Raw genomic sequence first — 13,837 nt, 5'->3', positions numbered from 1 at the left:
GCGGTTAAAACCGCACTTTTTGCATAGTGTGATGCTTAAATTGTTCTGCTAATTGTTTCAATGGCTGACCGTGAGGTAGCATAAGATCGGGTGCAATGTCGAATAGCGGAATTATCACAAATTCACGCTGGTGCATATCATAATGCGGTATGGTTAAGCGGTCGGATTGGATGATATGGTTGCCGTAAAGCAAAATATCCAAATCCAACGTACGCTCTCCCCAACGGCGTTTACGCACACGTCCTTGCGCTATTTCAATGCGTTGTAGTTCATCAAGCAATTCTAATGGGCTAAGTGCGGTATCCAGTGCCGCTACAGCGTTAACATAATCAGGCTGATCTTGTGGACCTAACGGCGTACTTTGATAAAATGCACTAACCGCACATAATTGGGAGCCTTTGAGCTGTCTGAGTGCACTGAGTGCCAATGTGAGTTGCTCAGTGGGATTATCTAAATTGCTGCCTAGCGCAATATAAGCTCGCACCTTAGCCATTATTCGCGCCCTTTATTGCTGATGTATTGCGCGGTTTTGTGCGGCGGCGACGAGGACGGCGTTTTTTCATCGGAGGTGATTTTTTATTTTGTGCTTGCACTAGGGCATCGCGTTGGCTTTGATTACTGAGCTGATATTCATGCCACCATTCTGTTAATTCGATTAATTCCCCTTTTTCCAGTTCGGCACGCATAGCAAGCAAATCAAAGCCTGCTCTGAATTTAGGGCGAGCAAAAGTGCGGTCAGCTTGATTGCCGTTGCGTCGAGGAAATTGGAGTTGCATAAACCAAATTTCGCGAATAACAATGGTATGTCGGCGAGGCACGGCGAGGGCTTTACAAAGCCCGCTTAAAATTTCTGCAGCCGCCACATTAAATGCGTCGGCATTATTTAAATTCGCTTCATTTTTGAGCTGCTCCATATTTTCCCGTAACGGATACCAAAAGACGGCGGCAAACATAAAGGCAGGATTAATGCGAAGGTTATCTTCAATACGTTCGTCTGTTGAACGCAAGGCATGCTCAATCATGCGCTCTGCCAAAGAATCCTGATTTGGGGTGAAAAATGGCATTAAAGTAGGGAATAGGTATTTTACCAAATCAAATTTGCGTAACAGCTGGTAGGTTTTCAGCCCATTGCCACTTTGTAATAATTTAAGAGATTCATCAAATAAGCGTGCTGCTGGAATTTGGCGGAGTAATGCCGCGTAGTGATGAATGGGATCGAGGCTTTCACGCTCAAGGAACATATCCAGTTTTGCCATAAAACGAATAGCACGCAAAATCCGAACCGGATCTTCTTGATACCGCACTTTAGGATCGCCAATTAAGCGTAATTTGCCTGTACGAATATCGTCAACTCCGTTGAAATAGTCTAGCACCACATTATGTTGTGGATCGTAATATAGCGAATTTACCGTGAAATCACGCCGTTTAGCGTCATCTTCCAGTGTGCCATATACATTGTCTCGCAGCAGCATGCCATCGGTGTTACATTTGCGTTGCATGTCATCATTATTATCGGATTCTCCACGGAAGGTGGCGACTTCAATAATATCACGCCCAAACATAATGTGGGCTAAACGAAAGCGTCGTCCCACTAAACGGCATTGGCGACCAAATGCGCGCTTGATTTGCTCTGGGCTGGCGTTAGTTGCAACATCAAAATCTTTTGGGGTACGCTCAAGTAAAATATCACGCAGGCAGCCACCTACGAGATAAGCCTCATAGCCATTGCGTTGTAATTTGGCAACAACACTAAGCGCATTGCGGTGAATAAGACGTGCATGCACGCCAATGCCAGAGGCTTTGTGTTTAACCGGTTCAAGACAAGACGGAATTTTCGTACTCAATTCCGATTTTGGTGTGTGTTTGTTGTGCGTGTTAGGGTTTTTCGGTGCAGGAGGTTGGGCGTGTTCTTGTTTCCCGAAAAACTGTTTAATTAGTTTTAAAATAGGACACCTCAATTGGCAAACTCAATGAAATACGATTGCAAATTGTAGTCAAAATCGCAGATTTTGCAAGTTAAAGCCCCTCAGTTACATATAAGGGGCAATATCAAGTTTATTTTGATGTTTGTTTTTCACGAATTTCCGCTAAGGTTTTGCAATCAATACATAAATCTGCGGTCGGGCGTGCTTCTAAGCGGCGAATGCCAATTTCAACGCCACATGTATCGCAGTAACCGAAATCACCTGTGTCGATTTTAGCGAGGGTGTGATCAATTTTTTTCAACAACTTACGTTCGCGATCGCGGCTGCGTAACACCAGTGAAAATTCTTCTTCTTGTGTTGCACGATCGGCAGGATCTGGGAAGTTTGCTGCTTCGTCTTGCATCTGTGCCACAGTTTTGCCTGCTTCATCGACAATTTGATGACGCCATGCATTGAGAATTTTTTTAAAATGAGTGAGTTGATTCTCATTCATATATTCTTCATTTTTCTTTTCAACATAAGGCTCCACGCCAGCCAAAGACAAAAGGCTCAACGACGTTTTCGGCGCACTTTTACTCATTTTATTCTCCTGTGTGTGAACCCGTAAAATCAAGGTTCATTCATGAGTGGTATAACAGTAACTCTATTGAGGTAGAGTTAATCACTAGATTTTTTAAAGGCGTATATTTATCAGAACCCGACCCGTTTGGCAAATAAAATATTGTCAATATTGCGGTTTTTTTAGACGCAAACACTTTCTTATGTCAATTTTTATTGAAAAACGTGATGTGCTTCACTTTTGCGATCACCATTCCAACATAATTATGCGGATCTTTTGTTCAGTTATTTTCTCTGATAAATGTCTTTTTATTTTAATGTGGGAAAACGGGTGTTATTACGCATTGCACTATGCTATTTGACCGCACTTTTACAAGTGTTATTTATTCCCCTTGTAGTAACGGCATTTTTTCCTTTTGTATTGGTTATGGCTACTGTTACGGGTATTTGGGGTTGGGTTAAGCGGGGAAGAAAATGGTTGACAACCGCACTTTTCCTTATTTGTGTTGCGTTCACACAGTGGCAACTTGCTGATTTTTGGGACAATGCCACTGCGGTGGGCGAGATTGGGAAAATGACTGCCACGGCAGATATTATCGAGATAAAACATCAAAGTGCGGTTTATACCGCTGTGGTGGCGAAAGTGGATTTGCGAGCATGGAAATTGGGGCGGCAAAACGTGCTATTGAATTGGCAAATAGACACATCTCCACAAGTGGGGCAGCGTTGGCAGTTGGCACTTCATCTGATGCCGTTAAAAGGGCGGTTGAATTTTGACGGATTTAGTCGACAGCGTTGGCTTATTTCGCAATCAATTATTGCGACAGCCACGGTTAAAACAGGCGAACGACTCGCGCAGAAAAAAACAGTTCGGGAGCGTTTATTTGATTTGGTTGCAGCACAAGTCAAAGGGCTGGATAATGCAGGGCTTATTTTAGCCCTTGCTTTTGGCGAGCGTAGCGAGATTACACAGCCACAATGGCAGGCATTTCGTGAAAGTGGTACAGCGCATTTGATGGCAATTTCAGGGCTGCATATCGGGCTGATTGCTTTTTTCGGCTGGGCTGTGGCGCGAGCGATACAGTGGGGCTTGCCACAACGTTGGATTACACCGCACTTTCCTTTAATGTTGGCATTATGCAGTGCATTTTTATATGGCTATTTGGCGGATTTTTCACTCCCGACACAGCGTGCTTTGAGCATGTTAACGGTATGGCTACTGGCACGCTTATTACGCATTCACCTACGTTGGTGGCAGGTGCTGATTTATGCTGCGTTGGTTGTGACGCTATGCTCGCCGTTCGCGTATTTACAAGAAGGTTTTTGGCTTTCATTTGGTGCGGTGGCTGCAATTGGCGTATTTAATACATTATTGCCATTGAACGCATGGCACTGGCGTTCAACGCCGCTCAAGCAGCAGATGAACCGCACGTTTTATTTTATGATCTCTCTTTTGCATGTGCAGTTGGGATTATTACTTTTCTTAACGCCGTTACAATTGCTGTTATTTGGGCAGGTTGCGGTGGGTGCATTGTGGTCAAATCTTGTGTTGTTGCCACTCTTTAGTTTTGTCATTATGCCGCTGTTATTGTTAAATCTGTTCACCGCAGGCATCACATGGCATTGGGTGGATTATCTACTAAGCCTTAGCATGAAGCTGATTGCTCTGTTGCCAAATGGCTTGTTGACTTTATCAAGTCAAACCATGTGGTATCTTAGTGCGGCAATTTGGATTATAACCGCACTTTTACTGCTCGCAGCGAAATATTGGCAAGAAACATCGTTGTTATTTGTGGCTCCGCCATTGAAATACCCGCAAATCGCAAGCTGTTTTTTGGTTTTAGGGGTAAGTTGTATCGTGATGGCGTTGCCCATGCGTTCGCCGACATGGCAGTTGAGTGTTATGGATGTGGGGCAAGGACTGGCGATAATCATTGAGCGGCAAGGCAAAGCAATCCTGTATGACACAGGGCAGGGGTGGGAAGGGGGCAGTATGGCGAGGCTTGAGCTCATTCCCTATTTGACACGCCGTGGTGTTCAGCCAGAGATGCTTTTTATTAGCCATGATGATAATGATCATAGTGGTGGCGTGCGTGATGTGTTAGCGCAGTATCCTACGCTGCAATTCATCAGCCCATCAAAAAAGGATTATGGCAAAACGTCACAAGGTTGTGTGAGTGGAAAACAATGGCATTGGCAAGGATTTACGTTGACCGCACTTTTACCTTACACGTTGCGTGAGCGTGCGAAGAATGCGGACTCTTGTGTGCTTTTGATTGAACGTGAAGGGCTTCGTGTGTTGCTCACTGGTGATTTAGATGTGAAAGGCGAACGAGCGATAGCACAGGATATAAAGCCAATTGATTGGCTGCAAGTTGCGCATCATGGTAGTAAAACATCCAGTTCGTGGCAGTTTTTAAACGCAACGCATCCCAAAATTGCGTTGATTGGTGTGGGGTTGCATAATCCGTGGCGTTTTCCTCATGCGTCGGTGCTTTCACATTTAGCACATATGCAAAGTGCGGTTTTTGACACTGCACAGTGTGGGCAAATTCGTCTGAGTGTCTATGCAAGGGATTGGCATGTGGCTTGCGCGCGTGGGCAATATTCGCCATGGTATTATTCAATTGTTGGCGTTATGGAGCAGAACAGTTTAAAATAAGGGCAAATGAGCATGAAAGAATAGTAAGAATGAACGAAACAGAAACTGAATTACTGGATAAAGATTTTTCTACGGGTAAAACGTTTAAACGCCTATGGCCGATGATTTTGCCGTTTAAATCAGGATTGATTGTGGCTGCCGTTGCATTAATTATTAATGCACTGGCTGATTCTGGCTTGATTTATATGTTAAAACCGTTGCTTGATGATGGTTTTGGCAAAGCTGATAGTGGCTTTTTGAAAATTATGGCTGTGGTGGTCGTGGTGCTTATTTTCTTTCGAGGGCTAAGCAATTTTATTTCCACATATTGCCTAGCGTGGGTTTCAGGCAAAGTGATTATGGTGATGCGTCGTAAATTATTTAAGCATATGATGTACATGCCAGTCACATTCTTTGACAATAACTCTTCAGGTAAATTACTTTCTCGCATTACCTATGATTCAGAGCAAGTGGCGGCTTCATCGTCAGGTGCGTTAGTGACTATTGTTCGCGAGGGGGCGTATCTTATTTCATTGTTAGTAGTCATGATTTATACCAGCTGGCAACTTTCTGTGGTGTTATTTATTATCGGACCTATTATTGCCGTTCTGATCAGCATTGTATCTAAACATTTCCGTCGTTTAAGTAAAAATATGCAAACCTCTATGGGAGAGTTGACCGCATCAGCTGAGCAAATGCTGAAAGGGCATAAAGTCGTGTTGTCGTTTGGTGGGCAAAAAGTGGAAGAGGCACGCTTTAACCATGTTAGTAATGATATGAGACGCAAGGGAATGAAAATGATGATGGCATCGGCCATTTCCGATCCGATTGTACAAATTATTGCTTCGTTTGCGTTAGCGGTAGTGTTGTATCTTGCCACCATTCCAAGCATTATGGCACAGTCGCTCACTGCGGGGGATTTTACAGTCGTATTTTCCTCAATGCTGGCGATGATGAAACCGCTCAAATCGTTAACCAACGTAAATGCTCAATTTCAGCGTGGAATGGCTGCATGCCAAACGTTATTTAGCATTATGGATTTACCAAAAGAGAAAGATGATGGCACCTTGAGCGTGGAAAAGGTACGAGGGGAAGTGTCTTTTCGAGATGTGACCTTCCGTTATGCCAGTAAAAATAATGATGTGTTACGTCATATTAATTTGACCATCCCAGCAGGCAAAACTGTTGCATTGGTTGGGCGTTCTGGTTCTGGTAAATCGACCATCGCAAATTTGATTACGCGTTTTTATGATGTTTCTCAAGGCGAAGTGTGTCTGGATGGACATAATGTGCAACATTATACACTTGAAAATTTACGCAAGCATTGTGCGGTAGTATCACAGCAAGTGCACTTGTTTAATGATACCGTAGCCAATAACATTGCTTATGCCGCAACAGAAGATTACACCCGTGAGCAAATTATTGCCGCTGCAAAAGCAGCATATGCCTTAGAATTTATTGAAGATTTACCGCAAGGTATGGATACTATAGTGGGTGAAAATGGCGTCATGCTTTCGGGCGGGCAGCGACAACGCCTAGCGATTGCACGAGCTCTATTGCGTAATGCGAGCGTGTTGGTGCTTGATGAAGCGACATCGGCGTTAGATACCGAATCTGAGCGTGCAATTCAGGCAGCATTGGATGATATGCGTAATGAACGTACGATTATTGTGATTGCTCACCGGCTTTCAACGATTGAAAATGCCGATGAGATTGTGGTGATTGATCACGGTGAAATCGTTGAACAAGGCACGCACAGTGCGTTATTGGCAAAAGGCAATGCTTATGCTCAACTACATAAAATGCAATTTAACCACACGTAAATCATGAAATTTTGGTTTAAGCGAACGTTTTTAAGTTATCTGTTATTACCGCTTTCTGCACTTTTTGGGCTGATTACTTATGTGCGTCGTATACTTTATCAGCATTTATTAACACCTTATAAAGCCGCAGTACCCGTTGTGATTGTCGGGAATATCAGTGTCGGTGGCAATGGCAAAACGCCAGTGGTAATTTGGTTAGTGCAAGCATTGATGGCAAAAGGGAGACGTGTCGGTGTGATTTCCCGTGGATATGGCGGTGAGAAAACAAATAAAGTGCGGTTGGTTAATAGCTCAAGTGATCCACGTTTAGTGGGCGATGAGCCTGTTTTAATTGCAAAACGGACAGGTGCTACAGTTGCTGTTTACCCTAATCGCAAATACGCTATTGAAGCATTATTAGCCGATCAAGAACTTGATATTATTATTGCTGATGACGGAATGCAGCACTATAAACTGGTGCGTGATATAGAGTTGGCAGTTGTTGATGGTGAGCGACGCTTGGGCAATGGCTTTTTGTTACCCGCAGGGCCTTTGCGTGAATGTCCTGCGCGGCTTGATACTGTTGATGGGATTATTTGCAATGGTGGCGTGGCGCATTCTGGCGAGGTTCAAATGCACTTAAAAGCACAAAGTGCGGTTAATCTTGTTAGCCGTGAGGTGCAACCGTTAGCGTATTTTCACGATAAAGCGGTGGTGGCCATGGCGGGTATAGGTAACCCCGATCGGTTTTTTGCTACATTAAAGCAGGCAGGTATTGAGCTTACCACAACACATCATTTGGCAGATCACCAACACGCATCGTTTGCAACATTACAGGCAATGACAACGCCAACACAAACGTTATTAATGACGGAAAAAGATGCGGTGAAATATCAAGATCAGGCACAAGCAAATTGGTGGTATGTCCCTGTGGAGGCGCAAATGAGTACGGAAATTATGCCAATTATGGCAAAAATTGAGAGGTTGTTGCAATGAATAAACAGGTTTTGGGAATGCTGGCATGTCCACGTTGTCAGGCGAAATTACGCTATGATGAAGCAAACGCACGTTTAATTTGTGCACACGAAAATATAGCATATTCAATCGATCAAGATATTGTGGTGCTTTTACCTGAAAGTGCGGTTGAGCTAGATAAAAATGAGGTGAAAAATGACTGATTTTACAGTAATTATCCCAGCACGCTATGCTTCATCTCGCTTGCCAGGCAAACCATTGGCATATATTGCGGGTAAACCCATGATCCAACATGTATGGATGCAGGCGAAAAAAGCTGGTGCAAAGCGTGTTGTAGTGGCAACCGATGATGAAAGAGTACAAAGTGCGGTTCAGCACTTTGGGGGGGAAGTATGCATGACATCAACGCATCACAACTCGGGCACAGAGCGTTTGGCTGAGGTGGTTGAGGCGTTAGGCTTGGCGGATGATGAGATTGTGGTCAATGTGCAAGGTGATGAACCGTTGATTCCGCCAAGCATTATTGAGCAAGTCGCCTCGCTATTGTGTGGTAGTCAGGCGAAAATGGCTACCTTAGCGGTTCAACTAGATGATGCTTACGAACTTGCAAATCCAAATGTTGTTAAGGCGTTGTGTGATAAAAATGGCTATGTGGTGTATTTTTCTCGTGCGCCCATTCCGTGGCATCGTGATGAATTTGCACAAACCGCGGTGAGTGAGGCACAAAGTGCGGTTGACGCATTTCCATACTTGCGCCATATTGGGCTTTATGCTTATCGAGCAGGATTTATTCGTCAATATGTTGCATGGGAGCCAAGTCCAATTGAACACATTGAGTCATTAGAACAATTGCGCGTGTTGTGGTATGGCGAAAAAATTCATATGGCAATCGCTAAGCAAACGCCAGCGGTTGGGGTGGATACAGCGGAGGACTTGGAAAAAGTTCGCCAAATTTTAGCATAACAAAAAAAGGATAGGGTATGTTTGAGAAAGTAGTAGGATCTGTGTTATCTGGGCTTTTCGGGCAAGATAAAGGGGAGCAGAGCATGCAAGCAATGCAACTTATCAATGCACTACTAAACTCACAAGGCGGTGTGCAAGGGCTTTTAACGAAGCTACAACAAGGTGGCTTAGGCGATATTGTACAGTCGTGGTTGGGGCAAGGGGAGAATAAACCTATTTCGCCGCAGGAAATCGATCAGGCAATTGGCTCACAGACGTTAGAGCAAGCCGCGCAACAAGCTGGGCTTGATAATAAACAACACGCATCAGATTTATTATCGCAATTTTTACCGCAAATCATAGACAAACTCAGTCCTAATGGACATGTAAATGATACAAATAATACAGATTTGCTCAGCAAAGGTGTTCAGTCTGTGTTAGGCAGTTTATTTAAAAAATAAATGTTTGATGCAACGCTATTTCTTGCCAATGTCACCACCGAGCCAGGCGTTTATCGAATGTATAACGCACAAGAGGAGGTCATTTACGTTGGCAAGGCGAAGGATTTAAAAAAACGGTTAAGTAGTTATTTTCGTAAAAATCTCGCCAGTAAAAAGACGGAAGCACTTGTTTCGTTGATTGCACATATTGATGTGACCGTAACACACTCGGAAACGGAAGCGTTGTTACTTGAGCACAATTATATTCAAAAATATCAACCAAAATACAATGTGCTACTGCGAGATGATAAATCGTATCCTTACATTTTGCTGACGAAAGAACAGCATCCACGCGTTACGTTTCATCGTGGTAGCCAAAAAATAAAAGGCGAATATTTTGGTCCATATCCTAATCGCTATGCAGTAAGTGAGGCATTGGGGCTTATCCAAAAAATATTTCCGATTCGCCAGTGCGAAAACTCGGTTTATCGCAATCGCTCACGTCCTTGTTTGCAATATCAAATTGGACGTTGTCTTGCGCCTTGTGTGGCAGGTTATGTAAGTGATGAAGATTACCAGCAGCAAGTTCGTTATGTGCGTTTATTTCTGCAGGGGCGAGATAGTCAAATTATTGAACACTTGGTCAGCCAAATGGAAACAGCAAGCCGAGAATTGAATTTTGAGAAAGCCGCACTTTATCGAGATCAGATTCAATCAGTGCGTGCGGTAACTGAAAAGCAGTTTGTTGCCAATGCCAGCGGAGAGGAAATGGATTTAATCGCAATCGCACATCGGCATGGGCTGGCGTGTGTGTATATTGTGTTTATTCGTCAAGGCAAGGTGCTGGGCAGTCGAGGCTATTTTCCAAAATTGCCACATCATACCGTACTTGATGAAATTGCCCACGGCTTTTTGGGGCAATTTTATTTACAAGGTGCACAGGGGAGAAGTATTCCGAAGCGGATTGTGATCAACCGTAAATTGAGTGATAAAACATTATTGGAAACCGCACTTAGTGAACATGCTGGCAGCCAAGTGCAGATTCAAGACAATGCCAAAGGTAAGCAATCTCAATTTTTACACTTGGCAGAAATTAATGCAGAGAATGCCTTAACTGATCAGCTTAAGCAGAGTGGACGTATCCGTGAACGCTATCAAGCATTGTGCGAGTTATTAAACCTTAAGCATATTATGCGAATGGAGTGTTTTGATATCAGCCATACTATGGGGCAGCAAACCGTTGCGTCTTGTGTGGTATTCAATCACGAAGGCCCTTTTAAAGCCGATTATCGGCGTTTTAATATTGATGGCATTACCCCTGGTGACGATTATGCCGCCATGGAAAAAGCGTTGTTAAAACGTTATAACAAGCCATTAGATATTGATAAAGTGCCTGATATTATTTTTATTGATGGGGGAAAAGGGCAACTTCATCGTGCGCAGTCTGTTTTTGACCATTTAGATGTTCCATGGGATAAAACCAAACCCTTACTCATTGGGGTAGCAAAAGGCGTAGATCGCAAAGCTGGATTGGAGACATTGATCATTAGCCGACAAGATAAAGAATTTCATTTGCCCGCAGACAGCATTGCATTGCACTTAATTCAACATATTCGAGACGAATCTCATCGCTATGCGATTGGGGCTCATCGCAAAAAACGCCAAAAGGCATTTACACAAAGTGGATTGGAGGCGATAGAAGGGATTGGTGCAAAACGGCGTCAAGCATTATTAAAATATCTTGGCGGTATGCAAGGCGTGAAAGCGGCAAGTGTTGATGATATTGCACGCGTACCGGGGATTTCCAAAGCAATGGCTGAAACAATTTTTGATTACCTGAAGCATTCGTGAGTTTTCAAGCTGACTAATTTGGAGTACAATAAACCAAATTATGCGCTGAATTGACTGCTATGAAATTAAACTTTCCGACATTCCTTACCTTATTTCGCGTGGTGCTGATTCCGCTCTTTATTGCTTGCTTCTATCTTCCATTTAAGTGGGCTCCATTTTTGACCGCACTTGTCTTTTTAATTGCTGCGATTACAGACTGGTTTGATGGATTTCTGGCACGAAAATGGAACCAAACGACCCGCTTCGGTGCTTTTTTAGATCCTGTGGCAGATAAAGTAATGGTAGCGGCAGCACTAGTATTGGTGGTAGAGTATTATCACTCCTTTTGGATCACTTTACCTGCTATCGTTATGATTTCACGAGAAATTATTATCTCAGCCTTACGTGAATGGATGGCCGAAATTGGTGATAGAAGTAAAGTTGCTGTATCCATTTGGGGCAAAGTCAAAACGACTGCTCAAATGATTTCACTCATTGGATTATTATGGCGAGCAGCACCATGGATGGAAACATTAGCAACAATAGCGTTATACATTGCCGCTATTTTAACAGTATGGTCAATGTTGCAATACCTCAAAGCCGCACGTGGTAGCCTTTTAGATGATGTTGCACCATAAACAAGTTGTTTTTTGAGCAATCAGTACATCTCACTGTAAAACGCTGTTGACTAATAATGATAAATCAGTAAAATGCACAGCACTTAACAAATATTGCGGGAATAGCTCAGTTGGTAGAGCACAACCTTGCCAAGGTTGGGGTCGCGAGTTCGAGTCTCGTTTCCCGCTCCACGCCCGAGTGGTGGAATCGGTAGACACAAGGGATTTAAAATCCCTCGGCTTTCGAGCTGTGCCAGTTCAAGTCTGGCCTCGGGCACCATCTCATTTTAATCTTCTCTCCTCTTTTAAACAAAAGTACTATTATTTCTAATACCTCCTTAACATTCATTTTTCTGTGTTAAGAGAGATAACTATGCGAACTTTTGTAATTGCCATCGTCTCAACAAAAGGTGGCCAAACTAAGAGCACAAATGCGGCCAACATTGGTGCATTTTGTGCAGAACATGGACTCAAAACTTTATTAATTGACACAGACGTACAGCCTACACTGACGTCCTATTATGAGCTGGATTATTCTGCGCCCGGTGGGTTATATGAGCTCCTGATCAACAAAATTACTGAACCAGCGACAATCATTTCAAAAACAGTTGTCAAAAATCTTGATCTGATTCAGTCAAATGACGCTGGTGGTATCATCAACCAAATGCTTCGTAACGCACCTGATGGTGCATTGCGATTCCGCCATTTACTCAGTCAAATACCAGGATATGATGTCATCGTAATTGATACGCGCGGTACGCGAGATATTACGGTTGATATGTCGGTATTGGCATCCGATGTACTTTTCTGTCCAATTCTTCCACACATTCTATCCGCGAAAGAATTTATCCGCGGTACGGTGGGAATGTATCAAGAATTGCAAACCTTCACCAATTTTGGTTTAGTGCTGCCACCAATTAAAGCGGTTGCAAGCTGTGTTGATAATACAAATGACGCGAAATTTGTGTTGAAACAACTCCACGATTTGTTTGAAAAATCCTTTGAAAGCGAGACAACGACATTGATGGATTTCATCATTCCATCAAGAGTAGCATATCGTGAAGCGGCAACATATTCCCTACCAGTCTATAAGCATAGCAAGGTGGAATATGATGTCATTAAAACGATATGCAGTGTACTCATGCCGCAATTTGCTCACAAATTTGAGCAATAAGCGAGGTGAGTATGGTATCAAAAAATGCAAAGCCTACCGCCGAATTGCTCTATTCTGACTATGCAGAGCAATCAGTTATCGGTGGCTTATTATTGGATAACAATGCGTTTGATGAGATTGGCGATACGCTTGAGCCTAGTGATTTTTATTTGAAAACGCACAGGGTTATTTTTGAACAAATTTCATCCTTGTTATTGAAAGGAACGGCTGTCGATCTTGTTACACTCGATGAGGTGTTAAAACAGCAAAATCTCAGTGAACCCACTGGCGGGTTTGCTTATTTAGCCGATGTTGCCAAAAACACGCCATCAGCTGCGAACATCAAAAACTATGCAGATGTAATCAAGCAATATAGTCGCCACCGTCAATTACTGGCTTTGGGGCAACATCTTGTTGCTGAAAGTAGTAGCGCAAAGACATCAGAGCAATTGGACGCGTTGATTGATTATGCTGAGAAAGGCATTACTCAAATTACACTTTCTACAGTATCAGATGATGGTGTTTGTAATCTTAAGCAGGGATTCCAAAAAGTTGTTGATCGCATTGAAGCGGCTGCGTTAAAGCAAAATCCAGTCAGCGGTACGCCAACAGGAATTGCCAAACTTGATGAAATGACAACAGGTGGACAGCCTGGCGATCTCATTTTGATTGCTGCTAGACCATCGATGGGGAAAACTGCATTTTCTCAAAATATTGCTTGGCATACTTTGGAAACCTTCAAGGACAAGCCAATCCAATATTTCAGCATGGAGATGCCAGCCGATCATCTTTTACAACGATTCATTTCTATGCTGGGTTCAGTCAGCTTGCAAGCTATCCGACAAGCAGACACATTGACAGACTACGAGTGGGCGAAAATTTCAGAAACCATGAAAACTATCTTGGATGATTGGCAAGATAGATTGCTCATTGATTGTTAATGATCATGCAAAA

13 protein-coding genes and 2 tRNA genes are annotated in these 13,837 nt (G+C 43.2%); 12 read left to right on the top strand and 3 right to left on the bottom strand.

Annotation, left to right across the window (positions count from 1 at the left end; genetic code table 11):
* Window positions 1-4 precede the first annotated feature (4 nt).
* The 3 genes from folK to dksA all read right to left on the bottom strand — a co-directional run bounded on the left by folK (window position 5) and on the right by dksA (window position 2,505).
* Window positions 5-493, bottom strand: a complete 489-nt coding sequence (gene folK / locus HPC40_RS06235) for a 2-amino-4-hydroxy-6-hydroxymethyldihydropteridine diphosphokinase (RefSeq protein WP_208118637.1) — start codon at window positions 491-493, stop codon at window positions 5-7.
* Window positions 486-1,958, bottom strand: a complete 1,473-nt coding sequence (pcnB, locus tag HPC40_RS06230; RefSeq protein ID WP_208118636.1) for a polynucleotide adenylyltransferase PcnB — start codon at window positions 1,956-1,958, stop codon at window positions 486-488. The genes folK and pcnB overlap by 8 nt, the downstream gene beginning before the upstream one ends.
* Before the next feature lie 97 nt (window positions 1,959-2,055).
* Entirely contained in the window at window positions 2,056-2,505 is a 450-nt protein-coding gene (dksA, locus tag HPC40_RS06225) for an RNA polymerase-binding protein DksA (protein ID WP_208118635.1), read from the bottom strand.
* Window positions 2,506-2,814: 309 nt separating this feature from the next.
* Here dksA and HPC40_RS06220 point away from each other — a divergent pair, with 309 nt between their 5' ends.
* From HPC40_RS06220 to HPC40_RS06165, 12 genes are all read left to right on the top strand, one after another.
* The gene (locus tag HPC40_RS06220) at window positions 2,815-5,145 is read left to right on the top strand and encodes a DNA internalization-related competence protein ComEC/Rec2 (RefSeq protein WP_208118634.1); all 2,331 of its coding nucleotides are present in this window, start codon (window positions 2,815-2,817) and stop codon (window positions 5,143-5,145) included.
* A 29-nt stretch (window positions 5,146-5,174) separates the two neighbouring features.
* Window positions 5,175-6,947, top strand: coding sequence for a lipid A ABC transporter ATP-binding protein/permease MsbA (msbA, locus tag HPC40_RS06215; protein ID WP_208118633.1), 1,773 nt, complete (start codon window positions 5,175-5,177; stop codon window positions 6,945-6,947).
* A gap of 3 nt (window positions 6,948-6,950) precedes the next feature.
* Window positions 6,951-7,922: a tetraacyldisaccharide 4'-kinase gene (gene lpxK / locus HPC40_RS06210; protein ID WP_208118632.1), complete on the top strand. Its 972-nt coding sequence runs from the start codon at window positions 6,951-6,953 to the stop codon at window positions 7,920-7,922.
* Window positions 7,919-8,104, top strand: coding sequence for a Trm112 family protein (locus HPC40_RS06205; RefSeq protein ID WP_208118631.1), 186 nt, complete (start codon window positions 7,919-7,921; stop codon window positions 8,102-8,104). The genes lpxK and HPC40_RS06205 overlap by 4 nt, the downstream gene beginning before the upstream one ends.
* Window positions 8,097-8,864 carry a 3-deoxy-manno-octulosonate cytidylyltransferase gene (kdsB, locus tag HPC40_RS06200; protein ID WP_208118630.1) on the top strand — a complete coding sequence of 256 codons (768 nt, stop codon included), beginning with the start codon at window positions 8,097-8,099 and terminating at the stop codon, window positions 8,862-8,864. Before HPC40_RS06205 ends, kdsB begins: the two co-directional genes overlap by 8 nt.
* 17 nt (window positions 8,865-8,881) lie before the next feature.
* Window positions 8,882-9,304 carry a YidB family protein gene (locus tag HPC40_RS06195; RefSeq protein WP_208118629.1) on the top strand — a complete coding sequence of 141 codons (423 nt, stop codon included), beginning with the start codon at window positions 8,882-8,884 and terminating at the stop codon, window positions 9,302-9,304.
* Window positions 9,305-11,134 carry an excinuclease ABC subunit UvrC gene (gene uvrC / locus HPC40_RS06190; RefSeq protein WP_208118628.1) on the top strand — a complete coding sequence of 610 codons (1,830 nt, stop codon included), beginning with the start codon at window positions 9,305-9,307 and terminating at the stop codon, window positions 11,132-11,134.
* A gap of 59 nt (window positions 11,135-11,193) precedes the next feature.
* Window positions 11,194-11,751, top strand: coding sequence for a CDP-diacylglycerol--glycerol-3-phosphate 3-phosphatidyltransferase (gene pgsA, locus HPC40_RS06185; protein WP_208118627.1), 558 nt, complete (start codon window positions 11,194-11,196; stop codon window positions 11,749-11,751).
* Between the two features lie 95 nt (window positions 11,752-11,846).
* Window positions 11,847-11,922, top strand: a tRNA-Gly gene (locus tag HPC40_RS06180).
* Window position 11,923: 1 nt separating this feature from the next.
* Window positions 11,924-12,010: transfer RNA gene (locus HPC40_RS06175), tRNA-Leu, on the top strand.
* A gap of 93 nt (window positions 12,011-12,103) precedes the next feature.
* Window positions 12,104-12,904, top strand: a complete 801-nt coding sequence (locus HPC40_RS06170; RefSeq protein ID WP_208118626.1) for a ParA family protein — start codon at window positions 12,104-12,106, stop codon at window positions 12,902-12,904.
* An 11-nt stretch (window positions 12,905-12,915) separates the two neighbouring features.
* On the top strand, window positions 12,916-13,824 hold the full coding sequence (locus HPC40_RS06165; protein ID WP_208118625.1) for a DnaB-like helicase N-terminal domain-containing protein: 909 nt from the start codon (window positions 12,916-12,918) through the stop codon (window positions 13,822-13,824).
* Window positions 13,825-13,837: the final 13 nt, after the last annotated feature.

Origin of the sequence: Spirabiliibacterium falconis (assembly GCF_014885015.1) — a bacterium.
GTDB lineage: Bacteria > Pseudomonadota > Gammaproteobacteria > Enterobacterales > Pasteurellaceae > Spirabiliibacterium > Spirabiliibacterium falconis.
The sequence above is the reverse complement of the archived record's forward strand: the minus strand, read 5'-3'. Positions and strand labels throughout refer to the sequence as shown.